This is a genomic window from Pseudomonas sp. 13159349 (genome assembly GCF_013305685.1).
GTDB classification, from domain to species: domain Bacteria; phylum Pseudomonadota; class Gammaproteobacteria; order Pseudomonadales; family Pseudomonadaceae; genus Aquipseudomonas; species Aquipseudomonas asiatica.
In genome coordinates this window covers 294,665-321,230 of record NZ_CP045553.1, presented here as the reverse complement: position 1 = coordinate 321,230, position 26,566 = coordinate 294,665, and the positions used below count along the sequence as shown (strand labels likewise).

Genomic DNA, 26,566 nt, shown 5'->3' with positions numbered 1-26,566 from the left:
AACAGTCACCGCATATATCTAGAAATCATATTTTTTCATTTGTTTATTCCATTTTTATCAATCTCCTGTTTTGGCCCTTTCGCGGGTAAACTCGCTCCCACAGGGATCGCACAAGGCCTGGGACTTGCACTATTCCTGTGGGAGCGGGTTTACCCGCGAAGAAGCCCACGCAGTTTCAGCAGGCATAAAAAAGGGCCGTCGAAACGGCCCGAATATCCCTGCTTTGGCTAAGAGCAATGCAACGAGGAAACCTTTAACGATTGGGCTGCGGAGTCAGCCGCAGATAGGGTTTGACCGCCCGGTAACCTTTGGGGAAACGCTGCTTGATCTCTTCCTCGTCCTTCAGCGAGGGCACGATTACCACGTCGTCACCGTCCTGCCAGTTACCTGGCGTGGCGACCTTGTGGTTGTCGGTCAGCTGCAGCGAGTCGATCACCCGCAAGATTTCGTTGAAGTTGCGCCCGGTACTGGCCGGGTAGGTGATGGTCAGGCGCACCTTCTTGTTCGGGTCGATGACGAACAGCGAGCGCACGGTCAGGGTGTCGCTGGCATTCGGGTGGATCAGGTCGTACAAGTCGGACACCTTGCGGTCGGCGTCGGCAATGATCGGGAAGTTGACCACGGTGTTCTGGGTTTCGTTGATGTCATCGATCCAGCGGTGGTGTGAATCGACCGGGTCCACCGACAGGGCGATGGCCTTGACCCCGCGTTTGGCGAAATCGTCCTTCAGCTTGGCGGTCAGGCCCAGCTCGGTGGTGCACACCGGGGTAAAGTCGGCTGGGTGAGAGAACAACACCCCCCAGCTGTTGCCCAGCCACTCGTGGAAGCGGATCTTGCCTTCGCTGGAATCCTGTTCGAAATCGGGGGCGATATCGCCGAGTTTTAGGCTCATGGGCTGCGGCTCCTGTGCTGGGTTCTGTACCGTGTGGGTTCAATGTGCCTGCATTCGATTAAAAACAAAAAGAATAAATACTGATTTGTTTATAACCAAAAAACATACGAAATTGCAGACACAAAAAAGCCTCGCACTAGGCGAGGCTTCTTGTTCAGCTACGGCTTACAGGAAGTTGTAAGTGTAGTTCACGATGAAGCGAGTCTGGTCTTTGTCCCCGATGCTTTCGCCGCTACCACGGTAAACACCCTGACGCAGGCTGAAGCCCAGGCCTTTGAGGGAGCCTTGCTGAATGGTGTAGTCGACGCGTGCGTCACGTTCCCATTCGTTGTAGCTGCCGTCGCCCGACTTGTTGCGGATGTCGTCACCACGCAGGTAGGCCACCGAAGCCTTCAGGCCTGGAACGCCCAGGGACGCGAAGTCATAGGAGTACTGACCGAAGGTGGTGTTCTCACCGGCACGAGCGAACTGGTTGATCATGCTGTCGGTGAACAGGTAGAAGCTTGCGCCGCCATTGCCTTCCAGCGAGGAAGTGGCGCCGTCCTTGCGGACGCTACCTTGGTTCAGCCAGACGAAACCACCATCGTCACCCACTTGCTGGTGACCGAGCATCAGCGCATGGCCACCCAGGGTGTAGGTGAACATGGCGCTCCAGGTCTTGTTGTCGACCTCGCCCCCGTTCTTCGCGTAGCCACCGTTGTTGTCGAAGGCGTAACCGGTCTCGCCATTCTTGCCGTCGCTGCGGCTATCGAAGTAGCGCAGGTCGGTCTTGAACGACTGGTTGTCGGCGATCTTGAAGACGTGGGTAGCACCCAGGAAGTGCTGCTTGTAGAAGTCTTCCAGGTTCGAGTAGTAGTACTGCAGGGTCAGGTCGGGAGTGAGCTTGTAGTCACCACCGGCGAACTGGAACTTGTTGCTGTCGCGGAAGGCGCCAGAAACGGAAAGACCGGTACGGTTGCTCGAAGCACGACCCATGGCGTGGGTCAGTTGACCTGCGTTGAAGGTCAGGTTGTCGATTTCCTTCGACTGGAGGGTGCCACCCTCGAAGGTCTGCGGCAGCAGACGGCCGTCGTTGGAGACCAGGATCGGCAGCATAGGCGCCAGGGCGCTACCGTAGTGGACCTCGGTCTTGGAGAAGCGAGCCTTGGCGTTACCACCAATGCGTGCCCAGTCGTGAACTGCCGAACCATCGGAGTCGCTTGGGAAGAAGGTGTTGTTGGCATCTGGACGGCTACCACGGCCACCATCCAGGTGAATGCCCCACAAAGCCTGGACGTCGACACCAAAACCTACGGTGCCTTCGGTGAAACCAGACAGGTAGTCGAGCTTGAAGCCCTGACCGCTTTCTTTCTGGTCGATACCGCTTTCGCGGTTGTCATCGTTGAAGTACATGGTGCGCGAGCTGAGCGACAGCTTGCTGTCTTCAACGAAACCGGCAGCGCCTGCTTGTTGGGCGAGAACCCCCAGTGCCACGGCCAGGGCCAGGCTGGACTTGTACATGTTTTGCTCCTCTACGTTCTAATTCTTGTGTATCTCTGGTGGCGGGATCTGCTGCCCCGCTCACCGTGGATTGGCGATTTAGTCCCAAAGCGTGACCGTAAAGTCAATCGTTTCTAAACGTTTCGCGACTTTGGTCTAAGACGCCAGCTGCGCTACAGGATAATGACAATCCTATAAATCCAAAATGACCGTTTTATGAATTGGTAAGATTTTTAAGGAATATGTTAGGAATTATTACTGCTATTCGTTAGAAGCAGCATTCTTTTCATAACCAATAGTTATTTGCAAACGTTTGCTCATAACCTAATTCCGTATCGTTCTATCGGGACGAAAAAGCCTAGCAGCACTCTCGGATTTCACCATTGAGCGAAATCACAGCGTTTCCCTGTTAACGCGTCTCAAACCATTGGCTCCTAAGCTAATGCAAAAAAGTTATTTATTTTACATTTCTTAGATCAATTAGCCTTCTCGTCATCCACCACACCGATTGCCTGACGAGAGGTTCACCATGATCCCGCACGCCCCGCTGCGCCTGTTCGCCGCCCTGACCCTCGCCAGCGCCAGCTGGTTGGCCCAAGCTGCTGACCTGACCGTGGCCTACCAGACCACCGTCGACCCGGCCAAGGTGGCGCAGGTCGATGGCGATTACGAAAAAGCCAGCAAGGCCAGCATCGACTGGCGCAAATTCGATAACGGCGCCGACGTGATCACCGCCGTAGCCAGCGGCGATGTACAGATCGGCTACCTGGGCTCCAGCCCGCTGGCCGCCGCAGCCTCCCGCAAGCTGCCGGTCGAGACCTTCCTGATCGCCACGCAGATTGGCGCCGGTGAAGCACTGGTCGCCCGCGACAGCATCAAGACTCCGCAAGACCTGGTCGGCAAGAAAGTCGCCGTGCCTTTCGTCTCCACCGGCCACTACAGCCTGCTGGCCGCGCTGAAGAGCTGGAACATCGACCCGGCCAAGGTGCAGATCCTCAACCTGGCGCCACCGGCAATCATTGCCGCCTGGAAGCGCGGCGACATCGATGCCACCTACGTCTGGGACCCGGCCCTGGGTGTGGCCAAGGAAAACGGCAAGGTGCTGATCACCTCCGGCGAGCTGGCCGAGAAAGGCGCACCGACCTTCGACGCATGGATCGTGCGCAAGGACTTCGCCGCCAAGCACCCCGACGTGGTCAAGGCCTTCGCCAAGGTCACCCTCGACGCCTACGCCGACTACCGCAAGAACCCGCAAGCCTGGCTGGCAAACCCCGACAACGTGAGCAAGCTGGCCAAACTTTCGGGCGCCAAGCCTGCCGACATCCCGGTGCTGCTGCAGGGCAACGTCTACCCGCTGGCCGCCGACCAGGCCAATGCACTGGGCGCACCGACCACCCAGGCGCTGACCGACACGGCCACCTTCCTCAAGCAGCAAGGCAAGGTCGACGCGGTGCTGCCGGACTACTCGCCCTACGTCAGCGCCAAGTACCTCCCCAACTAAGCCTGTAGAAACCGACCGGAGCCTGCCATGGCCTTGCTCGAACTGGAGCGCATCAGCGCACAGTACCCTGGTGCCGAAACCCCGGTACTGGCCGACATCAACCTGAGCCTGGGGCCGCGCCAACTGCTGGTGGCCCTGGGTCCTTCCGGCAGTGGCAAGACCTCGCTGCTCAACCTCATCGCAGGCTTCGTCGCCCCCAGCGGCGGGCGCATCACCTTGGACGGCGTGCCCGTCCAGGGCCCCGGCGCCGAGCGCGGCGTAGTGTTCCAGGACGATGCGCTGCTGCCCTGGCAGAACGTGCTGGGCAACGTCGCATTCGGCCTGGAACTGGCCGGCGTGCCACGCGCCGAGCGTGAGGCCAAGGCCCGCGAAATGCTGGCCCTGGTCGACCTCGACGGCTTTGGCGAACGGCGTATCTGGCAATTGTCCGGTGGCCAAAAGCAGCGTGTTGGCCTGGCCCGGGCGTTGGCAGCCGATCCACGAGTGTTGCTGATGGACGAACCGTTCGGCGCACTTGATGCCTTCACCCGCGAGCAGATGCAGGAGTTGTTGCTGCAGGTATGGCAACGCACCGCCAAGCCGGTGTTCCTGATTACCCACGACATCGAAGAAGCCGTGTTCCTCGCCAGTGAACTGGTACTGCTGGCGCCCAACCCGGGGCGCGTGGTGGAGCGCCTGCAACTGGACTTCGGCCAGCGCTACGCAGCGGGTGAATCGGCGCGGGCTATCAAGTCCGACCCGGCTTTTATCGAAACCCGCGAGCACGTACTTGCGCGGGTGTTCTCTCAACGCCAAAGCCTGCAGGAGCGCGCATGAGCAGCCTGGACCTGCCGGTCACCGGCAAGCGCAACACCCAACCCCGGCCAGCCACCAAGCTGCGCCGCCCCCTGCCCACCCGCTGGATCAGCACCCTGACCCTGGCCAGCCTGCTGTTGGCCTGGTGGCTGGTGACCGCGGCCGGCTGGATCGAGCCGCTATTCCTGCCCTCGCCCGCCGACATCCTGGCCAAGGCCGGGACCCTGCTGACCCAAGGCTATATGGATGCCAGCCTGTGGCAGCATCTGGGTGCCAGCCTGGGGCGCATCGGCGTGGCCCTGCTTGCCGCCACCCTCACCGCCATCCCGGTGGGTATCGCCATCGGCTACAACCGCGTGGCCCGAGGCATTCTCGACCCGCTGATCGAGTTCTACCGGCCGATCCCGCCGCTGGCCTACCTGCCGCTGATCGTCATCTGGTGCGGCATCGGCGAGCTGTCCAAGGTGCTGCTGATCTACCTGGCAATCTTCGCCCCCATTGCCATTGCCACTGCCACCGGCGTGCGCACGGTCGACCCGGCCAAGCTGCGTGCCGCGCAGTCGCTGGGCGCGACCAAGGCCCAGCTGATCCGCCACGTGATCCTGCCCAGCGCCCTGCCCGACATCCTCACCGGCATCCGCATTGGCCTGGGGGTTGGCTGGTCGACCCTGGTGGCTGCCGAGCTGATCGCCGCCACCAGCGGCCTGGGCTTCATGGTGCAGTCGGCGGCGCAGTTCCTGGTCACCGATGTGGTGGTGCTGGGGATTTTGCTGATCGCCCTGATCGCCTTCGCACTGGAAATGAGCCTGCGTGCCCTGCAACGCAAACTGGTGCCTTGGCACGGGCAGAGCCACTGAATCCTGTTGACCACGCCAGCAGCCTGGCGCCTGATTGAAGAGACCGACATGAGCCTGACCATCACCCCCCTCAGCCCGGCGCTCGGCGCCCAGATCAGCGGCGTGGACATCAGCCGCGATATCACCGTCGAAGAACGAGACGCCATCGAGCAGGCGCTGCTGCAGCACCAGGTGCTGTTCTTCCGCGACCAGCCGATCAACCCGCAGCAGCAGGCGCGGTTTGCCGCCCGCTTCGGCGACCTGCACATCCACCCTATCTATCCCAACGTGCCGGAAACCCCGCAGGTGCTTATCCTCGACACGGCGGTGACCGATGTGCGCGACAACGCCGTGTGGCACACCGATGTGACCTTCCTGCCGACCCCGGCCCTGGGCGCGGTACTCAGCGCCAAGCAGTTGCCGGCCTACGGCGGCGACACCCTTTGGGCCAGCGGCATCGCTGCCTTCGAAGCCTTGTCGGCGCCGCTGCGCGAGATGCTCGACGGGCTGACAGCCACCCATGACTTCACCAAGTCGTTCCCGCTGGAGCGCTTTGGTACCACGCCGGAAGACCTGGCGCGCTGGGAAGCAACCCGGCGGAACAACCCGCCGCTGTCGCACCCGGTGGTGCGCACGCATCCGGTGAGCGGGCGCAAGGCGCTGTTCGTCAATGAGGGGTTCACCACGCGCATCAATGAGCTGGGCGAACTGGAAAGCGAGGCACTGTTGAAACTGCTGTTCGCCCATGCGACGCGGCCGGAGTTCAGCATTCGCTGGCGGTGGCAGGAGAATGACGTGGCGTTCTGGGACAACCGCGTGACCCAGCATTTTGCGGTGGATGACTACCGGCCGAACCGGCGGGTGATGCATCGGGCGACCATCCTTGGGGATGCGCCCTTCTGAAACTGGGAGGCCTTTGGCCTCCATTCGCAGCACAAGGCTGCTCCTACAGGGAAGCGCGATCCCTTGTAGGAGCAGCCTTGTGCTGCGAATGGGCCGCAAAGCGGCCCCAGCGATCTAGCGGACCAGATGCAGGTACTGCATGTGCCGTTCGTACTGGTCGAGGATGTCGTTGATGATCTGCTCCTTGCTGTAGCCCACCAGGTCATAGTTCTGGCTGCCTTCGCTCAGGTGCACCTCCGCCCGGTAGTAACGGCGGTTCTTCAACTCTTGCGTACCCAGCCCACCCAGGGCGAACGATGGCGTGAAGTAACCACGCATCTGCACCTGGTAAATGAACGGCTGTTCCTCGCCATGGCCAATCTTCAGGCTGACGTTGTCGTGGCTCGGGTCGTCCTGGGTAATCAGCACCAGGCCCTTCTGCTCGAACACTTCACGCACATCGGCAATTGCCGGGCGGACCACGTCGTCCATGAAGCGGTATACCTCATCACGCGACGGGAAGTGCACCGCCTGGCTCAGGCGCTGGCGCCAGCCGCCACGGCCGCGGCGTGACTGGGCGAACGGGGCCAGCGAATGCATCTGTGCGATCTGCCGTTGCGACTCCAGGTAGAACGCCTTGTGCAGCCCCCACATCATGCACAGCAGGATCAGCGAGAACGGCAACGAGGTCAGCACCACCGCCGACTTCAGCGAGTCGATGCTGCCGGCGAACAGCAGCGCGCTGGTGATCAGCGCGGTCATCGCCCCCCAGAAGATACGCAGCCAGTTCGGCCCATCCTCGTCCGCATCACCGCCCTTGGCCGACAAGGTCGACAGCACCACGGTGCCCGAGTCGGCCGAGGTGACGAAGAACACAAAGCTGATGAACACCGTCACGGCGATCACCGTCTTGCTCCAAGGGTAGGTCTCCAGCAGCAGGTACAGGCTCATCGACGGGTTATCCAGCGCCGACTGGTCCAACGCTGTCATGCCGTGGTTGATGACTTGGTCCAGGGCACTGTTGCCGAAGATCGACATCCACGCCAAGGTGAAGCCCAGCGGAATCAACAGCACACCAAAGACGAACTCGCGGATGGTGCGGCCACGGGAGATGCGGGCGATGAACAGGCCCACGAACGGCGCCCAGGCAATCCACCAGGCCCAGTAGAACACCGTCCAACCGCCCAGCCAGTCACGGTTCTCGCCGTAGGCATAAACGTCGAAGCTCTTGCGCGGCAAGGCACCCAGGTAGTCGCCGAGGTTCTGGATCAGCGTGTTGAACAGGTGCTGGGTAGGCCCGGCGAACAACACGAACAGCAACAGCGCGCAGGCCAGGAACAGGTTGATGTCGCTCATAACCCGCACGCCCTTCTCCACCCCGGCGACCGCCACGGCCACCGCCGCGCCCATCATCAGGGTGATGAGCAGCACTTGCACCCACTGGCTGTGGTCGATGCCGAACAGGTAGTCGAGGCCGGCGTTCAGGTGCAGCACGCCAAAACCCATGTCGGCACCCAGGCCGAACACCGTGGCGATGATGCCGAAACCGTCCACCGCATAACCGATCGGCCCGTTGATGCGCTTGCCGATCAGCGGGTACAACGCCGATCGCAAGGCCAGCGGCAGGTTGTGCCGATAGGCGAAGTAGGCTAGGGCCATGCCGACGAAGGCGAACACGCCCCAGCCATGCAGGCCCCAGTGCAGGAACAGGATCTGCATCGCCTGGCGCCCGGCCTCGGCCGTGCCCGCTTCGCCCTGGGGCGGCTGCAGCATGTGGGTCAGGGGTTCGGACACGCAAAAGAAGAACAAGGTGATACTGATGCCGGCGGCGAACAGCATACCGGCCCATGACAGGTAGCTGAACTCGGGTTCGTCGTGGTCGGCACCGAGCTTGATCTTGCCGTAGCCGGACAAGGCGGTGACCACCACGAAGACCAGGTACAGCGTCATCGCCAGCATGTAGTACCAGCCGACCGTGTTGGCCGCCCAGTTCTGCGCCGCCAGCAACCAATCGCCTGCTGCTTGTGGATAGGAAATGACCACGAGGCCGAAGATGAGGATGAAACTTGCCGCGAAATAGAACACCGGGGGGTTCATGCGGATCTTGCCATTGGCAAGGGAAGGGTTCGGTGCACTCATTGGGGGCGCACCTCGTCGAATGACGTAAGGCTCGGAATGAACGGGTTCAGCAAAGGAATCCTCCTGTTGAACACCGGCAGCGGACCAGCGTTTTTTCATTGAACAAGCGTTCAAGTTAAACATGGATCGGATTTCAATGCGAATTGGGGCGCTGATTGGTGCCCTCCTGCACTGACCTCTTCGCGGGCTCGCCCACTCCCACAGGGACCGCACGAACATTGAATTTTGTGCAGTAGCTGTGGGAGCGGGCAAGCCCGCGAAGTGGCCGGTACAGGCCAATGAAATGCCAGATCAGTTCTTGTCCTGGCAATCCAGCTGCAGGTTGGCCTGGGTAATGTTGCTCTCGGCCGGCACACTGCGAGTCAGCCACACATTACCGCCAATGGTCGAGCCTTTGCCGATGGTGATCCGCCCCAGCACCGTGGCCCCCGCATAGATCACCACATCGTCCTCAACGATCGGGTGGCGTGGCAGCCCCTTGTGCAAGGTGCCCGATTCATCGCTGGGGAAGCGCTTGGCGCCCAGGGTCACCGCCTGGTAGATGCGCACACGCTCGCCGATGATCGCGGTTTCGCCAATCACCACGCCGGTACCGTGGTCGATGAAGAAGCTCGGGCCGATCTGCGCCCCGGGGTGAATGTCGATCCCCGTGGCCGAATGCGCCAGCTCCGAGCTGATCCGCGCCAGCAGCGGCAGGCCGGCCTGGTACAGATGGTGCGCCAGGCGATGGTGGATGATCGCCAGGATGCCCGGGTAGCACAGCAGCACTTCATCGACACTGCGCGCAGCCGGGTCGCCGTGATAGGCGGCCAGAACGTCGGTGTCCAGCAGCACGCGCAGGCCCGGCAGGGCGGCGGCGAATCCCTGCACCAGGCTCAGCGCATGAGCATCGACGCCGGCCAGTTCGCCCTTGCTTTGTCGTGCGGCGTAGCGCAGCTCCAGGCGGGCCTGGGCCAGCAGGGCGGTCAGGGCGGCATCCAGCGTATGGCCGACGTAGAAGTCTTCGCTTTCTTCGCGCAGGTCGACCGGGCCAAGGCGCATGGGGAACAGTGCGCCGCACAGTTGCTCCAGGATGTGCCGCATCGCTTCGCGCGAAGGCAGCTCACGCCCGCCCTGCTCGCCGCTGCTGCGGCCATTGCGGGTGCGCCATTGTTCACGGGCGCCGCGCAGGCCGGTGACGATGCTCTGCAACTGCCAGTGCCCGGATGAAGATTGTTCGCTCACGGTTTTCTCCTGCCTGAGTAGGCCAAACTCATTTTTATTTGCAGGTCCGGCCTCTTCGCGGGCTCGCCCGCTCCCACAGGGACCGCACAAATTCCAAGCCCTGTGCAGTACCTGTGGGAGCGGGCGAGCCCGCGAAAGGGCCGGACCTGCCTACATGCAATTCACTCTACGGCAAATCCATCCCTTGGAAAAAACAACGCTTTATTCCATCCTGCGCTAAGTCAGGCATAAGCCGCGATGACGGAGCAGGCAACCTCGCCTACCCTCAATGCAGCCAGCACCTGGCAAAAACCAAAAGGAAATAACAAAATAATTTTTTAGTATTTCCTGGCCTAAGCAGCCGACCCTATAGTCGCCACCCACTACTTACACAACAAGCGCGGGGCTCTGAAATGTCGAAATTCGCCAAACCGCTACTCAACGCCAGCCTGGCACTCCTGCTGGGTGCCGGCCTGCTCAGTCAGGCCTTCGCTGGCGAGCAGCTGAAGACCATCCAGGAAAAAGGCGTGATCAACGTCGGCCTCGAAGGCACCTACCCACCGTTCAGCTTCCAGGACGAAAACGGCAAGCTGACCGGCTTCGAAGTGGAACTGTCCGAGCTGCTGGCCAAGGAGCTGGGGGTAAAGGCCAAGGTGCAGCCGACCAAGTGGGACGGCATCCTCGCCGCACTGGAATCCAAGCGCCTGGACGTGGTGATCAACCAGGTAACCATTTCCGAAGAGCGCAAGAAGAAGTATGACTTCTCCGAGCCTTACACTATCTCCGGCATCCAGGCGCTGATCCTGAAGAAGAAGGCCGAGCAGCTGAACATCCACAAGGCCGCAGACCTGGCAGGCAAGAAGGTCGGTGTAGGCCTGGGCACCAACTACGAGCAATGGGTCAAGAAGGACGTGCCGCAAGCCGATGTACGCACCTATGAAGACGACCCGAGCAAGTTCGCCGACCTGCGCAACGGCCGCATCGACGCCATCCTGATCGACCGCCTGGCCGCGCTGGAATACGCGCAAAAAGCCAAGGACACCGAACTGGCCGGCGATGCCTTCTCGCGCCTGGAAAGCGGCGTGGCCCTGCGCAAGGGTGAACCGGAACTGCTGGCAGCGATCAACAAGGCGCTGGACAAGTTCAAGGCTGACGGCACGCTGGCCAAGCTGTCCGAGAAATACTTCGGTGCCGATGTCACCAAATGATCGCTGAAAGCCTGCAACTCGTTGTCGACTCCGCGCCCTTCCTGCTGAAGGGCGCGGGCTATACAGTGCTGCTCAGTGTTGGCGGCATGTTCTTCGGCCTGGTGCTGGGCTTTGCCCTGGCACTGATGCGGTTGTCGAAGATATTGCCCCTGAACTGGCTGGCGCGGGTCTACGTGTCGTTCTTCCGCGGCACGCCGCTGCTGGTGCAGCTGTTCGTCATCTACTTCGGCATGCCGCAGATCGGCATCGAACTCGACCCGATCCCGGCTTCGCTGATCGGCCTGTCGCTGAACATGGCCGCCTACATCTGCGAAATCCTGCGCGCGGCGATTTCCTCGATCGACCGTGGCCAGTGGGAAGCTGCAGCCAGTATCGGCATGACCCGCGTCCAGGCCATGCGCCGGGCGATCCTGCCCCAGGCCTTGCGCACCGCACTGCCGCCGTTGGGCAACAGCTTCATCTCGCTGGTCAAGGACACTGCCCTGGCGGCAACCATCCAGGTGCCCGAGCTGTTCCGCCAGGCCCAGCTGATCACCGCACGCACCTTCGAAGTGTTCACCATGTACGTGGCGGTGGCGGTCATCTACTGGGTGTTGTGCAGCATCCTCGCGCACTTCCAGAACCGCATGGAAGCGCGAGTCAACCAGCATGACCAGGAGCATTGAGCATGATTGAAGTCAAAGGCCTGACCAAGCGGTTCAAAGGCCAGACCGTGCTCAACGGTATCGACCTGACAGTACAACCCGGCGAAGTGGTGGCCATCATCGGCCCCAGCGGCTCGGGCAAGACAACCTTCCTGCGTTGCCTGAACCTGCTGGAAACACCCGATGCCGGGCAGATCCAGATTGGCGATATCAGCATCGACGCCAACCGCCCGCTGGGTGGGCAGCAAAGTGCGATTCGCCGCTTGCGCCAGCAGGCCGGGTTCGTGTTCCAGAACTTCAACCTGTTCCCTCATCGCACCGCCCTGGAAAACGTGATCGAGGGGCCGGTGATCGTCAAGAAGACACCCCGCGAGCAGGCGATCGAACTGGGCCGGCGCCTGCTGGCCAAGGTCGGCCTGGCCGGCAAGGAAGACGCCTACCCGCGGCGCCTGTCCGGTGGCCAGCAACAACGGGTGGCCATCGCCCGCGCCTTGGCCATGGAGCCGGAGGTGATCCTGTTCGACGAGCCGACCTCGGCGCTGGACCCCGAACTGGTGGGTGAAGTGCTGGCGACCATCCGCGGCCTGGCCGAGGAGAAGCGCACCATGATCATCGTTACCCACGAGATGAGCTTTGCCCGCGATGTGGCGAACCGGGTGATCTTCTTCGACAAGGGCGTGATCGTTGAGCAGGGCGAGGCCAAGGCGCTGTTTGCGGCGCCGAAGGAAGAGCGTACCCGGCAGTTCTTGCGCAAGTTCCTGGGGACTGCTGCCTCCGAGTAAACCTGCACTGGCCCTATCGCCGGCAAGCCAGCTCCCACAGATACCCCACAGTAATCAAGACCTGTGGCGTCCTGTGGGAGCTGGCTTGCCGGCGATAGGGCCAGTACATCCACAGCAAATCCCTCCTTCTATATATATTCCAAAGAGTTAGTTCATAAACTTTTTATAAAGCATTAGGGTATATAAACCGGACCACCGGACCAGCACACATCTGTCGCGATCAGCTGTTAGCGACATAATTCATTTGTGAGGTCAGGAATGGTCAGGATCACGATCACCCCAGTGCGGAACGCCAGGGCATTGAGTGCAGCCAAGGAGCGGTACTGATGTCCAGCCAACCCGATACCCAATTCCACAGCGATCTCGACAGCTCGCCCCTGCTGCTGCCGGCCAAGGTTCTACGCAACGACACCGAAGCCCTGCAAGCAGCCCGCGAACTGGCCGAGGTCGCCCGCGAGCAGGCCGCCCGCCGCGACCAGCAACGCAAACTGCCATGGGCCGAGATCGAACTGTTCACCCGCAGCGGCCTTGGCAGCATCAGCGTACCCAAGGCACATGGCGGCCCGGAGGTGTCGTTCGAGACCGTGGCTGAAGTGTTCCGCCTCATCAGCGCCGCCGACCCGGCCCTGGGGCAGATCCCGCAGAACCAGTTCGGCATGCTGCAACTGTTGCGCCTGACTGCCACCGAGGCGCAGCAGGCGGTGATCTTCCGCAGTGTGCTTGATGGCTGGCGCATCGGCAATGCCGGCCCCGAACGCGGCACCAAGGACACCCTGACCCTCAAGGCCAGGATCACCCGCGTCGGCGACAGCTATCGCATCAGCGGCGAGAAGTTCTATTCCACCGGCGCCCTGTTCGCCCACTGGGTGGCGGTCAAGGCACTGGACGACGAAGGTCGCCAGCGCCTGGCATTCGTCCGCCGAGGCAGCCCGGGGCTGCGCATCGTCGATGACTGGTCCGGTTTCGGGCAGCGCACCACTGCAAGCGGCACCGTGCTACTCGACCAGGTCCCGGTGGATGCCGACCTGGTGATCGACAACTGGCGCCAGCGCGACATTCCCAACATCCAGGGCGCTGCCTCGCAGCTGATCCAGGCGGCGATCGATGCTGGCATTGCCGAAGCAGCGATCGAGGACGCCATCAGCTTCGTGCGCGAAAAGGCCCGGCCATGGATCGAAGCCAAGGTCGACCGCGCCAGCGACGACCCTTACGTAATCGCCGACATCGGCCGCCTGAAGCTCGAGCTGCACGCCGCCGAAGCCCTGCTGCGCAAGGCCGCGCGGGTCCTCGACGAGGTCAACGCCGAGCCGATCGATGCAGCAAGCGCAGCGCGGGCCTCGATCGCGGTGGCCGAGGCCAAGGTGCTGACTACCGAGATTGCCCTGCAGGCCAGCGAAAAGCTGTTCGAGCTGGCCGGCAGCCGCGCCACCCTCGCCGAGTTCAACCTCGACCGCCACTGGCGCAATGCCCGGGTGCACACCCTGCATGACCCTGTGCGCTGGAAGTACCACGCAGTTGGCGCTTACCACCTCAACGGCACCTTGCCTGCACGGCATTCCTGGATCTGATTTAAGGGCCTTGGGGCTGCTTTGCAGCCCATCGCGACACAAGGCCGCTCCTACAAGGGATCGCGTACCTCCTGTAGGAGCGGCCTTGTGTCGCGATGGGCCGCAGAGCGGCCCCGAGGCCCCGGAGAAACACCATGACTACAAACATCATCACCAGCGACACCCAGGCCCTGAAAGTTGCCGAAGAAGTCGCCCGACACCTGCGCCGCGACAGCGCCCTGCGCGACCGCGAGCGCCGTCTGCCGCACGCCGAACTGGAACTGTTCACTCGCTCCGGCCTGTGGGCCATCAGCGTACCCAAGGCCTTCGGCGGCGCCGGCGTGTCCAACATCACCCTGGCCAAGGTAATCGCCCGCATCGCCCAGGCCGACGGCTCGCTAGGGCAGATTCCGCAAAACCATTTCTACGGCCTGGAAGTCCTGCGGGTAAACGGCACACCCGAACAGCAACAGCGCTTTTACGCCGAAGTACTGGCGGGCAACCGCTTCGGCAACGCCCTGGCCGAACTGGGCACCAAGACCGCCAACGACCGCACCACGCGCCTGTCCCGCGACGGCGATGGTTTTCGCATCAACGGCCGCAAGTTCTACTCCACCGGCGCCATATACGCCCAGCGCATTCCCACTTCGGTGGTCGATGAGCAGGGCGTGCAGCACCTGGCCTTCGTCCCGGCCGACAGCCAGGGCCTGCAGGTGATCGACGACTGGAGCGGCTTCGGCCAGCGCACCACCGGCAGCGGCTCGGTGGTGTTCGATAACGTGTATGTCAGTGCCGCCGACGTGGTGCCGTTCCAGAGCGCCTTCGAACGCCCCACCCCGGTCGGCCCGCTGGCGCAGATCCTTCATGCCGCCATCGACACCGGCATCGCCCGCGCCGCATACGAAGATGCCCTGCACTTCGTGCGCACCCGCAGCCGCCCCTGGGTCGACTCCGGCCTGGACAAGGCCAGCGATGACCCGCTTACGCTGAAGAGTTTCGGCCATCTGGCGATCCGTCTGCACGCCGCCGAAGCCTTGCTGGAGCGCGCGGGCGAATATCTGGACCGCGCCCGCGACGACAGCACTGCCGAAAACGTGGCCGCCGCGTCCATCGCGGTGGCCGAGGCCCGCGCCATCAGCACCGAGATTTCCCTCGCGGCCGGCACCACCCTGTTCGAACTGGGCGGCAGCCAGGCCACACTGGCCGAACACAACCTTGACCGCCACTGGCGCAACGCCCGCGTGCACACCCTGCACGACCCGGTGCGCTGGAAGTACCACGCCATCGGCAACTACTACCTCAATGATGCCAACCCACCACGCCGGGGGACCATCTGATGGCCAAGCAGATCCTGCTCAATGCTTTCAACATGAATTGCATCGGGCACATCAACCACGGCCTGTGGACCCACCCACGGGACACCTCGACCCAGTACAAGACCCTGGACTACTGGACCAGTCTGGCGCGGCTGCTGGAGCGCGGCTTGTTCGACGGGCTTTTCATCGCCGACATCGTCGGCACCTACGACATCTACGGCCAGTCGCTGGACGTCACCCTCAAGGAGTCGATCCAGCTGCCGGTCAACGACCCGCTGCTGCTGGTCTCGGCCATGGCCGCCGTCACCCGCCACCTGGGCTTCGGCCTTACCGCCAACCTCACCTACGAAGCGCCGTACCTGTTCGCTCGCCGCCTTTCCACCCTGGACCACCTGAGCCATGGCCGAGTGGGCTGGAACATCGTCACCGGCTACCTCGACAGCGCCGCCCGGGCCATGGGCCTGGCGCAGCAACCCGAGCATGACCGCCGCTACGACCAGGCCGACGAGTACCTGCAGGTGCTGTACAAGCTGCTGGAAGGCAGCTGGGCTGAAGATGCCGTGGTCGCCGACCGCCAGCAGCGCGTCTATGCCAGGCCCGACAGGGTGCGCAAGGTCAACCACCAGGGCGAGTTCTACAAGGTCGACGGCTACCACCTGTGCGAACCCTCACCGCAGCGTACACCGGTACTGTTCCAGGCCGGCAGCTCGCAGCGTGGCCTGGCCTTCGCCGGCAACCATGCCGAATGCGTGTTCATCAGTGGCCAGGACAAGGCCGCCACCCGCGCCCAGGTCGACAAGGTGCGCGCCGCCGCCCAAGCCGCTGGCCGCGACCCGCAAGCGGTCAAGGTGTTCATGGGCATCACGGTGATCGTCGCCGCCACCGAGCAGCAGGCCCAGGCCAAGCATGCCGAGTACCTGCGCCATGCCAGCGCCGAGGCCGGGGTCGCGCACTTCGCAGCGTCCACCGGCATCGACTTCGCCGCCTACGCCCTGGACGAGCCGATTGCCTTCAGCCAGGGCAACGCCATCCAGTCGGCCACGCGCCAGTTGCAGGACAACGTCTGGACCCGCCGGCGCCTGCTGCAGCAGCACGCCCTGGGTGGCCGTTACGTGACCCTGGTCGGCGCGCCCGAGCAGGTGGCCGAACAGCTGATCGCCTGGGTCGATGAAACCGGTCTGGACGGTTTCAACCTGACCCGCACCGTAACCCCGGAAAGCTTCGAGGACTTCATCGACCTGGTCATCCCGCAGTTGCAACAGCGTGGCCGCTACAAGACCGCCTATGCCGAAGGCACCCTGCGCGAAAAACTGTTCCAGGCCGACCACCCGCATTTGCCCGCCGACCACCCTGGCTCGGCCTACCGCTTTACCTCTACCCCTGCCCCGACTGGAGCCCTGCACCATGCTTGATAAATTGTTCCGGCCCGTCGCGGCCATTGCCCTCTCCCTCGGTCTGTCCGCCAGCGCGCTGGCTGCCGAACCGCTGAAGATCGGCACCACCTCGGCCTTTGCCATCCCGCTGGAAGCCGCAGTGGAAGAAGCGCACAAGCAAGGCCTTGAAGTGAAGCTGGTCGAGTTCAGCGACTGGATCGCACCCAATGTCAGCCTCAATAGCGGCGACATCGACGTGAACTACTTCCAGCACATCCCGTTCCTGGAAAACGCCAAGGCAGCCGCAGGCTTCAACCTGGTGCCCTACGCCCCGGGCATCATCAACAACGTCGGCCTGTACTCGAAAAAGTACAAGAGCTTCGCCGACCTGCCCGAAGGCGCCAGCGTGGCCATCGCCAACGACCCGATCAACAGCGGCCGTGGCCTGCAGCTGCTGGCCAAGGCCGGGCTGATCACCCTCAAGCCGGGGGTCGGCTACAAGGCCACCGAGGACGATATCGTCGCCAACCCGAAAAAACTGAAAATCCTTCAGGTCGAGGCCGTACAGCTGGTTCGCGCCTATGACGACGCCGACCTGGTGCAGGGCTACCCGGCCTACATCCGCCTGGCCAACAGCTTCGACGCCGGCTCCGCACTGCTGTTCGACGGCCTGGAGAACAAGGAGTACGTGATCCAGTTCGTCATTCGACCGCAAAGCAAGGACGACCCACGCCTGGCCAAGTTCGTCGACATCTACCAGCACTCGCCAGTGGTGCGCGCAGCCTTGGACAAAGCCCACGGCAAGCTCTACCAGGCCGGTTGGGAGGGCTGACATGAGCCAGGCCAGCGCGCTGCGGGCGCCCACCACACAACCACTGCCGCCAACGGCCAGGGAGCAGGCCCTGCGCCCGGAGGTCAATGAAGCCCATGTGCGCTTCATCGGCCTGGGCAAGACCTACCCGGGCCAGGCGCAACCGGCCTTGCAAGGCATCGACCTGAACATCTGCCATGGCGAGATCTTCGGCATCATCGGCCGCAGCGGCGCCGGCAAGTCATCGCTGCTGCGCACCATCAACCGCCTGGAGCAACCCAGCCAGGGCCGGGTGCTGATCGACCAGGTGGACATCGCGCCCTTCGACGAGGACCACCTGGTAGCCCTGCGCCGGCGTATCGGCATGATCTTCCAGCACTTCAACCTGATGTCGGCCAAGACCGTGTGGCAGAACGTCGAGCTGCCCCTCAAGGTGGCCGGCGTGGCCAAGGCGGAGCGCCAGCGCAAGGTACGCGAACTGCTTGAGCTGGTGGGCCTGCGGGAAAAGCACCACGTGTACCCGGCGCAGCTGTCCGGCGGGCAGAAGCAGCGCGTGGGCATTGCCAGGGCGTTGGTGCATGACCCCGAGATCCTGCTGTGCGACGAGGCCACCTCGGCGCTGGACCCGGAGACCACTGCTTCCATTCTCGAACTGCTGCGCGACATCAACCAGCGCCTGGGCCTGACCATCGTGCTGATCACCCACGAGATGGCGGTAATCCGCGATATCTGCCACCGGGTGGTGGTGCTGGAACGTGGAGAAGTGGTCGAGCAGGGTGAGGTCTGGCGGGTGTTTGGCTCACCACGCCACGAAGTCACCCGTACCCTGCTGGCACCGTTGCAAGCCAGGTTGCCAGCCGCGCTGCAAGCCAGCCTGCGGGCCAACCCGGCAAGCCGCGACAGTGCCGTGGTGCTGAGGCTGACCCTGCTCGGCGAGCCCGAACTGTCCGCCCTGTTCAACGACCTTGGCGGCCGCGTACGCCTGCTGCAGGGTGGTGTGGAAACCATTGGCGAGCATGCCCTGGGGCAGCTGATCCTGTCGGTGCAGCACTCGCCGCACGACACCCATCAATTGCTGGAGCGCGCCCGCCGCTGGGCCGAGGACGTGGAGGTACTGGGCCATGTGGTTTGATCGCCTGCTGGAAGGTTTGCTCGATACCCTGCTGATGGTCGGCGTGTCGTCGCTGATCGCCCTGCTGGTGGGGGTACCGATGGCGGTGCTGCTGGTCACCAGCGACAAGGGCGGGATCTTCGAGGCGCCGCTGCTGAACCGGGTGCTGGGTGCATTCGTCAACCTGTTCCGCTCGATCCCGTTCCTGATCCTGATGGTCGCGCTGATCCCCTTCACCCGCTTGGTAGTGGGTACCACGTATGGCGTGTGGGCGGCAGTGGTGCCACTGACCATTGCCGCCACTCCGTTCTTCGCGCGGATTGCCGAGGTCAGCCTGCGCGAAGTCGACCACGGCCTGGTGGAGGCTGCACAGGCCATGGGCTGCCGGCGCTGGCACATTGTCTGGCACGTACTGCTGCCAGAGGCGCTGCCGGGGATTGTCGGGGGCTTCACCATCACCCTGGTGACCCTGATCAACTCCTCGGCCATGGCCGGAGCGATCGGTGCCGGGGGACTGGGGGACATCGCCTACCGCTATGGCTACCAGCGCTTCGACAGCCAGATCATGCTGACCGTGATTGCCATGCTGGTGGCGTTGGTGGCGTTGATCCAACTGGGTGGAGACCGGTTGGCGAAAGGCTTGAACAAGCGCTGAATTCTTCGCGGGCACGCCCGCTCCCACAGGTACTGCACAGGGCTTGAATACAACGATATCCCTGTGGGAGCGGGCATGCCCGCGAAGGGGCCTTCAACCCCAGCACAAATCCCCGGCAGGCACCGGCCGCCCGAACCAGTACCCCTGCCCAAGCTGACACTGCTCATGCAGCAGGAAGCTGGCCTGCTCGGCCTGCTCGATGCCCTCTGCATGCACTTGCATACCCATGCTGCGGGCCAGGGCGATGATCACCCGGACGATCGCGATATCGTCCTCATCCAGCGGCAACCCGGCAACGAAGCCTTGGTCGATCTTCAGCTTCTGCACCGGCAAGCGCTTGAGCCGCAGCAGCGATGAATAACCGGTGCCAAAGTCGTCGATAGCCAAGGTCACCCCCAGCTCGCGCAGGCGATGCAACTGCTCCAGCGCCACCTCCGGGTCCTCCATCACTGCGCTCTCGGTCACCTCCAGCTCCAGCAAGGCCGGGGCCAGGCCGGTGTCGTCCAGCACCTCGGCCACCTGCTGGTACAGCTCGTGCTGGCCAAACAGGCGGCTGGAAATGTTCACCGCCACGAATGCCAACTGCCGCCCTTCACCCTGCCATCGCACCATCTGCCGACACGCCTGGCGTAGTACCCAGGCGTCGATCTCGGCAATCAGCCCGGTACGCTCGGCAATCGGGATGAATTCGCCCGGTGGAACCAGGCCGCGCTCAGGGTGCTGCCAACGCACCAAGGCTTCGACGCCGACCTGGCGGCCGGTCGCCAGGTCGTGCACCGGCTGGTAGAACACCCGCAGCTCGTCCTGCTCCAAGGCTCGGCGCAGCTCGCCGGCGGTTTCGACCCGGTGTTGGGCGTGAGCGGTCAGTTCTTCGGTGTACAGCGCATAGCAGGCCCGCCCGTTGCTCTTGGCCTTGTACAACGCCGAGTCGGCATTGCGCAGCAACTGCTCGGCACTCAAGGCATCGCTGGGGAACAGGCTGATGCCCACGCTGACGCTGATGAACAGGCGGTGACCGTCGAACTGGAACGGCTCGCGCATGCGCTCGATGATGCCCTGCGCCAGCTTGCCCGCCTGGCCAACCTCATGGCAGTTTTCCGCCAGCACGCCAAATTCGTCGCCCCCCAGGCGCGCCAGGGTCACGCCGCTGCGCAGCACCTCTGCCAGGCGCTCGCCCACCAGCTTCAGCAACTGGTCGCCAATGGTGTGGCCAAGGCCGTCGTTGATGCTCTGGAAATGGTCCAGGTCCAGCAACAGCAGGGCACAACCACGCTTGTTCGCCTGGGCTGCGGCCAGCGCCTGCTCGACCCGGTCGTTGAACAGCAGGCGGTTGGGCAGGTCGGTCAGCGGGTCGTGGTGAGCCAGGTAGGCCAGTTCCTGTTCAGAATGCTTGATCGCGCTGATGTCGCTGAACACCGCCACGTAATGGCTGAGCTCGCCTTGATCGTCGCGGATGGCGCAAATGGTCTGCCATTGCGGGTAGATTTCACCGCTCTTGCGCCGATTCCATATTTCGCCGCTCCACTCGCCCTTTTCCGCCAGAGTGGCGAAGATCTGCTGGTAGAACGCCAGGCCATGGCGGCCCGACTTGAACTTGTTCGGGCGCTGGCCGATGACCTCGTCCTGCTGGTAGCCGGTGATACGCATGAAGGCACGGTTGACGTGCACGATCAGGCCATGGCGGTCTGTCACCAGCACGCCTTCGAGGGTGCTGTCGAACACTGCCGCAGCCATGCGCAGGCGTTCACGGTCTTCACCACGCATACGCGCGCCAACACCGATGAAGTCGAGCAGCCGCACCCGCGACACATAGATCAGAAAGGCGCTGAGCAGCACCCAGACCACCACGTTGATCTGCCGGCCCACGGTCAGTGCCAGGGGGTCGTCGGTCATGCCGTGCAACACCACCTCGGCCAGCGTCAGCCAGAGGATCGAGAGCACCACATACAGCGCGGCCATGCGCAAGGCGTCGCGAACGGAAACAGACATGTCGGGTGCAATTGCCCATGAAAAATGATGGGGCATTATAAAGGCTGAAACATGTCGTGACTTCCTATCTGAACGGGTAACTGTATTTATTTCCTGCCCAAGGGATAATCAGCCCCTCCTCCTGCATTCCGAGGGTATTTACACCTATGTGGTACAACGGCCTGCTCGACTTCTCGGCCTGGCAACTGGTCGGCATTACACTGTTGATGACCCACGTGACCATCGTCAGCGTCACGGTCTACCTGCACCGCTACTCCGCGCACCGGGCCCTGGAGCTCAATGGCGCGCTCAAGCACTTCTTCCGTTTCTGGCTGTGGCTGACCACGGCGCAGAACACCCGCGAATGGACCGCCGTCCACCGCAAGCACCACGCCAAATGCGAAACCCCCGACGACCCGCACAGCCCGCTGTACAAGGGCCTGGGCACGGTGCTGCGCAAGGGTGCCGAGCTTTACCGGGAAGAGGCGCGCAACCCTGAAACCCTGCGCATCTATGGCAAGAACTGCCCGGACGACTGGATCGAGCGCAACCTCTACTCGCGCTACAAGCTGGGCGGCATCGCGCTGATGGCGGTAATCGACCTGCTGCTGTTCGGCACCATCGGCATCACCATCTGGGCAGTGCAGATGATGTGGATTCCGTTCTGGGCCGCCGGCGTGGTCAACGGCCTGGGCCACGCTCTCGGCTACCGCAACTTCGAGTGCCGCGACGCCGCGACCAACCTGGTGCCGTGGGGCATCGTCATCGGTGGCGAAGAGCTGCACAACAACCACCACACCTACCCCAACTCGGCCAAGCTGTCGGTCAAGCGCTGGGAGTTCGACATGGGTTGGGCGTGGATCCGCCTGTTCTGCCTGCTGCGCCTGGCCAAGGTACAGCGCGTGGCGCCCATCGCCCACCGGGTGGCAGGCAAGGCCAGCCTGGACATGGACACCGCCATGGCCATCCTCAACAACCGCTTCCAGATCATGGCCCAGTACCGCAAGCTGGTGATCGGCCCGCTGGTCAAGCAGGAGCTGGCCCGCGTCGATGCTTCGCTGCGCCATCACTTCCGCCGCGCCAAGCGCCTGTTGTCGCGCGAGACCAGCCTGCTGGAAGACCGTCACCATGTGCGCATCGAGTCGATGCTCGCCCACAGCCAGGCGCTGAAGACCATCTACGAAAAACGCCTGGCCCTGCAGCAGATCTGGGCGCGCACCAGCGCCAACGGCCACGACATGCTGGCCGCCATGAAGGACTGGGTACATGAGGCGGAAACCAGCGGCATCCACGCCCTGCGGGACTTCGCGGCACAGCTGAAGACGTACTCCCTGCGCCCGACCGGCGCCTGACCGCCGTTGATCGGCACGCCCCTTTGGCTGGGCGTGCCGCCCGGAACTTCGCCCTCTCGTTTACACTCATATCTGGCACATCGCCCGCGTGGCGGGCCAGATGCTGGCCGCACGCTTTCACGCCGAGATCTGCTCCGTGCACATGGCCAAGAACATTCCGACGACACTGCCCGGCACCCCGCCTCCGGAAGCCGCCCAGACCTTGCTTGCGCTACTCCACGCCCAAGGCGAGGTTGCCCGCCTGAGCGAGCGCGAACAGCTGTTCAGCTCGCTGCTCGATAGCGTCAATGCGGTGCTATGGGCCTTCGACTGGGAAACCCGTCAGGTGCTTTACGTCAGCCCCGCCTACGAACGCATCTTCGGCCGCTCGGCCAGCCTGGTGCTGGCCGACTACAACGAGTGGCGAGACAGCATCTACCCCGACGACCTGGAGTTCGCCGAACGCAGCCTGGCCCAGGTACTGCTCAAGGGCTCGGTGGAAGACCGCGAGTACCGCATCCTCAATGCCGACGGCCAGTTGCGCTGGCTGAGCGACAAGTGCTACATCAACCAGCAACGCGATGGCGACCGGGTGATCATCGTCGGCATCGCAGAAGACATCACCGAGAAGAAGCAGCTCGAAGGTGAACTGCAGCGCCTGGCCACCACCGACGTGCTGACCCAGAGCAGCAACCGCCGGCACTTTTTCGAATGCGCCCAGCAAGCCTTCGACAGCGCCCGCGAAGACGGTACACCACTGGCCTTCCTGCTGCTGGACATCGACGACTTCAAGCGCATCAACGACAGCTACGGTCACCAGGAAGGCGACCAGGTGTTGCAGCAGATCGCCGACAGCGGCAAGGCCGTGCTACGCCGAGGTGACCTGTTCGGGCGCATTGGTGGCGAGGAGTTCGCGGCAGTGTTCCCCGGCTGTAGTGCCCAGGTCGCGGAGCAGATTGCCGAGCGCTTGCAGCGGCAGATCCAGCGGCTGAGCTTCAGCCATGGGGAGCAGACCTACGGGGTGACGGTGAGCCAGGGGGTGACCGGGCTGACTGACGAGGATGTGGCGCTGGACAGCCTGTATGCCCGGGCCGATGCGGCGATGTACCAGGCCAAGCGCCAGGGCAAGAACCAGATCGTCCGCGGCTGAGCCTTGGGGGGGGCTTTGCCCCCCTATCGCGACACAAGGCCGCTCCTACCGGCAACCGCGTACCCGTGTAGGAGCGGCCTTGTGTCGCGATGGGCCGCAAAGCGGCCCCAAGACCTCAGCCCGAAACTTCACCCTCAGCTAAAGGCGGTTCTTCCTGCTGCGGCTTCACCTCCGGGTTCTCCACCTTACGCAACCGCCTCAGCTCCGGCAGGCCAAGCTTGAGCAGGCGCGCGGTCTTGCTGCTGGCCACCTTCTCCAGCCCCTGCTCGGCCGACAGCCGCGACAACTGCCCGGCCAGGTTCATGGCCAGGATCTCCCGCGAGTACACCCCGCCGCCCAGCTGGTAGATCGCCGCGATCAACTCTCGCAACCCCAGCGGCAACCGCCAGCGCGTACGCAGCGCCGAGCCGAACGCCGCACCGAACTCATTGAGCGACAGCTGCACCTGATCCTCATCCAGCTCGCCCCCGGCCAGCCGCCACTCCTGCAGGCAGCGCAGCACCGCCAGGTCGCCCAGGCAATGCAGCAACCCCGCGCAATAACAACGCCCTTCGTCCAGCTCGAGCATGCGTGCCAAGGTGCGGCCATATTCGGCAGCGTGCAGCGACAACTCCCAGTAGCGGGAAGCATGCTCCGCCAGCAGCGGGTCGCTGAGGCGAGCGCTGCGCTTGAGGGTCATGCCCAGGATCAGGTTCATGCTCTGGGTGCTGCCAAGCTTGTTCAAGGCCTGCAGCAGCGTCTGCACTGGTGCTTCGCGGTGCAGCGCTGCGCTGTTGGCCGCCGCAATCAGCACAGCGGTGATCTGCGGGTCGCCCTGCACTTCCTCTTCGAGCACTCTCAGGTTCAGGCCCTGGGGGTTTAGCGCGCGCTTGATCGCCACCTGCACATCGGCCAGCAGCGGCCCGCCATCGGCGGTAGCGCGACGCTGCTCGAGGTAGGCCGGCAGGCTGGCACCTGGCTGCAAGGCCGGCACCGGGCAGGCGATTTCTTCGCCAACCGCCAGCAGCAGCTCTTCCAGGCGCTTGCGAAGAGTTTCCAGGTTCAGCGGCTTGCTCAGGTAGGCAGTAGGGTGCAGGGGCAACGCCTCATGCACACTGGCACTGTCAATGCGGTTGCTCATGAGGATGAACGGCAACCTCGAGTCTTTCGCGCGTACCTTGCGCAACAGGTCGAGCCCATCGACACCTGCCAGTTCGCGCGCGGCAATGATCAGGTCGGGCTTGCTCGACAGCGCGCTCAAGGCCTGCGAGCCGTCGGCGCAGAGCTGCAGGCGGGCATCACAGCGCACGCTCAGCAGCATTTCGCTGAGCATGTCACGTACCCAGGGGTCGCCCTCGACAATAAGTACGCTTGGTGGGGTGGGGTCTGCAGCGTTCATCGCCAACTCCTGAATAGCCCTGCCACACAGTCCGTCGCAGCTTCCTGAGCAAATCCTCCGACAACGATAGCGCCCCAAGGCTTTCCTGGGCACAAAAAAACCCGCCGAAGCGGGTTTTTTCTGAAGCAGGTCACATCAGGCGATTTCAGCGAAGCACTCTTCGATGATAGCCAGGCCTTTGTCCAGCAGAGCATCTTCTGCGGTCAGCGGAACCAGGATACGCAGAACGTTGCCGTAGGTACCGCAGGACAGCAGGATCAGGCCCTTCTCGCGAGCCTTGGCGACAACCTGGCCAACGGCAGCTGCGTTCGGGGTGTGAGTGCCTTTCTCGAAGACTTCGACAGCGATCATCGAGCCCAGACCACGGACGTCGCCGATGATCGGGTACTTCTTCTGGATTTCGCGCAGGCCGGTGGTCAGGCGCTCACCCACAGCTTTGCTGCGGTCCAGCAGTTTCTCTTCTTCGAACACTTCGATCACGGCCAGGGCCGCGGCGCAAGCGATCGGCGAACCGGCGTAGGTACCACCCAGGCCGCCAGGAGCGATGGCGTCCATGTATTCGGCCTTGCCGCACACACCGGCCAGCGGGAAGCCGCCAGCGATGGATTTGGCGAAGGTGGTCAGGTCAGGCGCAACGCCCATCTGTTCCATGGCGAAGAAGGTGCCAGTACGGCCAGCGCCGGTCTGTACTTCGTCGGCGATGAGCAGGATGCCGTGCTGGTCGCACAGGGCGCGCAGGCGCTTCATCAGCTCTTTCGGCGCTGGCAGGAAGCCGCCTTCGCCTTGTACCGGCTCGAGGATGATCGCGGCGATGTCGCGCGGCTCGGCGTCGTTCTTGAAGATGCGCTCGACCGAGGCGATGGCGTCGTCAACGCTGATACCGTGCAGTTCGCTAGGGAACAGAGCGCGGAAGATGCCACCTGGCATCAGGCCCATGCCAGCGGAGTACGGCACGACCTTGCCGGTCAGGCCCAGGGTCATCATGGTACGGCCGTGGTAGCCGCCGGTGAAGGCGATTACGCCAGCGCGGCCAGTGGCGGCACGGGCGATCTTGACGGCGTTTTCAACGGCTTCGGAGCCGGTGGTGACCAGCAGGGTCTTCTTGTCGAAGTCGCCTGGGACCAGCTTGTTGATCTTTTCGCACAGCTCTACATAGGGTTCGTAGGCCAGCACCTGGAAGCAGGTGTGGCTGACCTTGGTCAGCTGGTCTTGCACGGCCGCAACCACTTTCGGGTGCAGGTGGCCGGTGTTCAGTACTGCGATGCCGCCGGCGAAGTCGATCAGTTCGCGGCCTTCAACGTCGATCACGGTCGAGTTCTTCGCGGTATCGACGAAGATCGGGTGGATCTGGCCAACGCCACGTGGGACGGCGGCGACACGACGTTGCATCAAGGATTCGTTGGTCTTGCTCATAATGCCCTCATTGCGCCGGTCTGGAGTGGCGCTTTTATTCGGGGGTGGCTGGGAGTGCTCGCGAACAGTATTCGTTGATCGACTGCCGTGAACGCCCTGGCCACCAGGTACTGCGATGTAAAAAAGGCCAGCGAGACGTCGCTCTCGCGCCC

At 63.2% G+C, this 26,566-nt stretch carries 22 protein-coding genes; 15 read left to right on the top strand and 7 right to left on the bottom strand.

Annotated elements, in window-relative coordinates; translation table 11 throughout:
* Nucleotides 1-253: 253 nt before the first annotated feature.
* Together GEV38_RS01435 and GEV38_RS01430 are read right to left on the bottom strand one after the other, a co-directional pair.
* A complete protein-coding gene (locus GEV38_RS01435) occupies nucleotides 254-892 on the bottom strand; it encodes a peroxiredoxin (protein WP_013970445.1) in 639 nt (212 codons plus the stop codon).
* Nucleotides 893-1,057: 165 nt separating this feature from the next.
* On the bottom strand, nucleotides 1,058-2,392 hold the full coding sequence (locus tag GEV38_RS01430) for an OprD family porin (RefSeq protein WP_015268593.1): 1,335 nt from the start codon (nucleotides 2,390-2,392) through the stop codon (nucleotides 1,058-1,060).
* Nucleotides 2,393-2,900: 508 nt separating this feature from the next.
* Here GEV38_RS01430 and tauA point away from each other — a divergent pair.
* The 4 genes from tauA to tauD are packed head-to-tail and all read left to right on the top strand — an operon-like array spanning nucleotide 2,901 to nucleotide 6,406.
* The gene (gene tauA, locus GEV38_RS01425) at nucleotides 2,901-3,872 is read left to right on the top strand and encodes a taurine ABC transporter substrate-binding protein (RefSeq protein WP_041506346.1); all 972 of its coding nucleotides are present in this window, start codon (nucleotides 2,901-2,903) and stop codon (nucleotides 3,870-3,872) included.
* 27 nt (nucleotides 3,873-3,899) lie between these two features.
* Nucleotides 3,900-4,688 carry a taurine ABC transporter ATP-binding subunit gene (gene tauB, locus GEV38_RS01420; protein WP_023660883.1) on the top strand — a complete coding sequence of 263 codons (789 nt, stop codon included), beginning with the start codon at nucleotides 3,900-3,902 and terminating at the stop codon, nucleotides 4,686-4,688.
* The gene (gene tauC, locus GEV38_RS01415) at nucleotides 4,685-5,524 is read left to right on the top strand and encodes a taurine ABC transporter permease TauC (RefSeq protein WP_023660882.1); all 840 of its coding nucleotides are present in this window, start codon (nucleotides 4,685-4,687) and stop codon (nucleotides 5,522-5,524) included. Before tauB ends, tauC begins: the two co-directional genes overlap by 4 nt.
* A 48-nt stretch (nucleotides 5,525-5,572) precedes the next feature.
* A complete protein-coding gene (gene tauD / locus GEV38_RS01410) occupies nucleotides 5,573-6,406 on the top strand; it encodes a taurine dioxygenase (RefSeq protein ID WP_015268590.1) in 834 nt (277 codons plus the stop codon).
* A 114-nt stretch (nucleotides 6,407-6,520) separates the two neighbouring features.
* On the opposite strand, the gene betT is transcribed toward tauD, so the two are convergent.
* A complete protein-coding gene (gene betT / locus GEV38_RS01405) occupies nucleotides 6,521-8,482 on the bottom strand; it encodes a choline transporter BetT (RefSeq protein ID WP_173896059.1) in 1,962 nt (653 codons plus the stop codon).
* A 333-nt stretch (nucleotides 8,483-8,815) separates the two neighbouring features.
* Nucleotides 8,816-9,748 (bottom strand): serine O-acetyltransferase EpsC, encoded by a 933-nt coding sequence (epsC, locus tag GEV38_RS01400; RefSeq protein WP_015268588.1) that lies wholly within the window; start codon nucleotides 9,746-9,748, stop codon nucleotides 8,816-8,818.
* 392 nt (nucleotides 9,749-10,140) lie between these two features.
* On the opposite strand from epsC, the gene tcyJ reads away from it, so the two are divergent.
* From tcyJ to GEV38_RS01355, 9 genes are all read left to right on the top strand, one after another.
* A complete protein-coding gene (gene tcyJ, locus GEV38_RS01395) occupies nucleotides 10,141-10,935 on the top strand; it encodes a cystine ABC transporter substrate-binding protein (protein WP_054573382.1) in 795 nt (264 codons plus the stop codon).
* Nucleotides 10,932-11,600, top strand: coding sequence for a cystine ABC transporter permease (tcyL, locus tag GEV38_RS01390; protein WP_003255849.1), 669 nt, complete (start codon nucleotides 10,932-10,934; stop codon nucleotides 11,598-11,600). Before tcyJ ends, tcyL begins: the two co-directional genes overlap by 4 nt.
* Before the next feature lie 2 nt (nucleotides 11,601-11,602).
* Entirely contained in the window at nucleotides 11,603-12,361 is a 759-nt protein-coding gene (tcyN, locus tag GEV38_RS01385; RefSeq protein WP_013970435.1) for an L-cystine ABC transporter ATP-binding protein TcyN, read from the top strand.
* A 326-nt stretch (nucleotides 12,362-12,687) separates the two neighbouring features.
* On the top strand, nucleotides 12,688-13,929 hold the full coding sequence (locus tag GEV38_RS01380) for an SfnB family sulfur acquisition oxidoreductase (protein WP_015268586.1): 1,242 nt from the start codon (nucleotides 12,688-12,690) through the stop codon (nucleotides 13,927-13,929).
* 134 nt (nucleotides 13,930-14,063) lie between these two features.
* Complete coding sequence (locus GEV38_RS01375) at nucleotides 14,064-15,245, top strand: SfnB family sulfur acquisition oxidoreductase (RefSeq protein WP_015268585.1); 1,182 nt, start codon at nucleotides 14,064-14,066, stop codon at nucleotides 15,243-15,245.
* Nucleotides 15,245-16,636: an LLM class flavin-dependent oxidoreductase gene (locus GEV38_RS01370; RefSeq protein ID WP_015268584.1), complete on the top strand. Its 1,392-nt coding sequence runs from the start codon at nucleotides 15,245-15,247 to the stop codon at nucleotides 16,634-16,636. Before GEV38_RS01375 ends, GEV38_RS01370 begins: the two co-directional genes overlap by 1 nt.
* Nucleotides 16,629-17,429, top strand: a complete 801-nt coding sequence (locus GEV38_RS01365) for a MetQ/NlpA family ABC transporter substrate-binding protein (protein WP_054573381.1) — start codon at nucleotides 16,629-16,631, stop codon at nucleotides 17,427-17,429. The genes GEV38_RS01370 and GEV38_RS01365 overlap by 8 nt, the downstream gene beginning before the upstream one ends.
* 1 nt (nucleotide 17,430) lies before the next feature.
* On the top strand, nucleotides 17,431-18,540 hold the full coding sequence (locus GEV38_RS01360) for a methionine ABC transporter ATP-binding protein (protein WP_015268582.1): 1,110 nt from the start codon (nucleotides 17,431-17,433) through the stop codon (nucleotides 18,538-18,540).
* Nucleotides 18,530-19,174, top strand: coding sequence for a methionine ABC transporter permease (locus GEV38_RS01355; protein WP_008096606.1), 645 nt, complete (start codon nucleotides 18,530-18,532; stop codon nucleotides 19,172-19,174). The genes GEV38_RS01360 and GEV38_RS01355 overlap by 11 nt, the downstream gene beginning before the upstream one ends.
* A 93-nt stretch (nucleotides 19,175-19,267) precedes the next feature.
* Here GEV38_RS01355 and dibA read toward each other — a convergent pair whose 3' ends face one another.
* Entirely contained in the window at nucleotides 19,268-21,163 is a 1,896-nt protein-coding gene (gene dibA, locus GEV38_RS01350; protein WP_043935215.1) for a phosphodiesterase DibA, read from the bottom strand.
* Between the two features lie 146 nt (nucleotides 21,164-21,309).
* Here dibA and desA point away from each other — a divergent pair, with 146 nt between their 5' ends.
* Nucleotides 21,310-22,494, top strand: coding sequence for a delta-9 fatty acid desaturase DesA (desA, locus tag GEV38_RS01345; RefSeq protein WP_015268580.1), 1,185 nt, complete (start codon nucleotides 21,310-21,312; stop codon nucleotides 22,492-22,494).
* Nucleotides 22,495-22,594: 100 nt separating this feature from the next.
* The gene (locus tag GEV38_RS01340; RefSeq protein ID WP_015268579.1) at nucleotides 22,595-23,623 is read left to right on the top strand and encodes a sensor domain-containing diguanylate cyclase; all 1,029 of its coding nucleotides are present in this window, start codon (nucleotides 22,595-22,597) and stop codon (nucleotides 23,621-23,623) included.
* Nucleotides 23,624-23,738: 115 nt separating this feature from the next.
* Here GEV38_RS01340 and GEV38_RS01335 read toward each other — a convergent pair whose 3' ends face one another.
* Complete coding sequence (locus GEV38_RS01335; protein ID WP_054573380.1) at nucleotides 23,739-25,001, bottom strand: response regulator; 1,263 nt, start codon at nucleotides 24,999-25,001, stop codon at nucleotides 23,739-23,741.
* A 135-nt stretch (nucleotides 25,002-25,136) separates the two neighbouring features.
* Complete coding sequence (gene gabT, locus GEV38_RS01330) at nucleotides 25,137-26,414, bottom strand: 4-aminobutyrate--2-oxoglutarate transaminase (RefSeq protein ID WP_015268577.1); 1,278 nt, start codon at nucleotides 26,412-26,414, stop codon at nucleotides 25,137-25,139.
* Nucleotides 26,415-26,566: the final 152 nt, after the last annotated feature.

What these genes read in the sequence shown, in the direction of transcription:
- GEV38_RS01435 (WP_013970445.1), bottom strand. Translation starts at nt 892, where the DNA reads ATGAGCCTAAAACTCGGCGATATCGCCCCCGATTTCGAACAGGATTCC.
- GEV38_RS01430 (WP_015268593.1), bottom strand. Translation starts at nt 2,392, where the DNA reads ATGTACAAGTCCAGCCTGGCCCTGGCCGTGGCACTGGGGGTTCTCGCC.
- tauA (WP_041506346.1), top strand. Translation starts at nt 2,901, where the DNA reads ATGATCCCGCACGCCCCGCTGCGCCTGTTCGCCGCCCTGACCCTCGCC.
- tauB (WP_023660883.1), top strand. Translation starts at nt 3,900, where the DNA reads ATGGCCTTGCTCGAACTGGAGCGCATCAGCGCACAGTACCCTGGTGCC.
- tauC (WP_023660882.1), top strand. Translation starts at nt 4,685, where the DNA reads ATGAGCAGCCTGGACCTGCCGGTCACCGGCAAGCGCAACACCCAACCC.
- tauD (WP_015268590.1), top strand. Translation starts at nt 5,573, where the DNA reads ATGAGCCTGACCATCACCCCCCTCAGCCCGGCGCTCGGCGCCCAGATC.
- betT (WP_173896059.1), bottom strand. Translation starts at nt 8,482, where the DNA reads ATGAACCCCCCGGTGTTCTATTTCGCGGCAAGTTTCATCCTCATCTTC.
- tcyJ (WP_054573382.1), top strand. Translation starts at nt 10,141, where the DNA reads ATGTCGAAATTCGCCAAACCGCTACTCAACGCCAGCCTGGCACTCCTG.
- tcyL (WP_003255849.1), top strand. Translation starts at nt 10,932, where the DNA reads ATGATCGCTGAAAGCCTGCAACTCGTTGTCGACTCCGCGCCCTTCCTG.
- tcyN (WP_013970435.1), top strand. Translation starts at nt 11,603, where the DNA reads ATGATTGAAGTCAAAGGCCTGACCAAGCGGTTCAAAGGCCAGACCGTG.
- GEV38_RS01380 (WP_015268586.1), top strand. Translation starts at nt 12,688, where the DNA reads ATGTCCAGCCAACCCGATACCCAATTCCACAGCGATCTCGACAGCTCG.
- GEV38_RS01375 (WP_015268585.1), top strand. Translation starts at nt 14,064, where the DNA reads ATGACTACAAACATCATCACCAGCGACACCCAGGCCCTGAAAGTTGCC.
- GEV38_RS01370 (WP_015268584.1), top strand. Translation starts at nt 15,245, where the DNA reads ATGGCCAAGCAGATCCTGCTCAATGCTTTCAACATGAATTGCATCGGG.
- GEV38_RS01365 (WP_054573381.1), top strand. Translation starts at nt 16,629, where the DNA reads ATGCTTGATAAATTGTTCCGGCCCGTCGCGGCCATTGCCCTCTCCCTC.
- GEV38_RS01360 (WP_015268582.1), top strand. Translation starts at nt 17,431, where the DNA reads ATGAGCCAGGCCAGCGCGCTGCGGGCGCCCACCACACAACCACTGCCG.
- GEV38_RS01355 (WP_008096606.1), top strand. Translation starts at nt 18,530, where the DNA reads ATGTGGTTTGATCGCCTGCTGGAAGGTTTGCTCGATACCCTGCTGATG.
- dibA (WP_043935215.1), bottom strand. Translation starts at nt 21,163, where the DNA reads ATGTCTGTTTCCGTTCGCGACGCCTTGCGCATGGCCGCGCTGTATGTG.
- desA (WP_015268580.1), top strand. Translation starts at nt 21,310, where the DNA reads ATGTGGTACAACGGCCTGCTCGACTTCTCGGCCTGGCAACTGGTCGGC.
- GEV38_RS01340 (WP_015268579.1), top strand. Translation starts at nt 22,595, where the DNA reads ATGCTGGCCGCACGCTTTCACGCCGAGATCTGCTCCGTGCACATGGCC.
- GEV38_RS01335 (WP_054573380.1), bottom strand. Translation starts at nt 25,001, where the DNA reads ATGAACGCTGCAGACCCCACCCCACCAAGCGTACTTATTGTCGAGGGC.
- gabT (WP_015268577.1), bottom strand. Translation starts at nt 26,414, where the DNA reads ATGAGCAAGACCAACGAATCCTTGATGCAACGTCGTGTCGCCGCCGTC.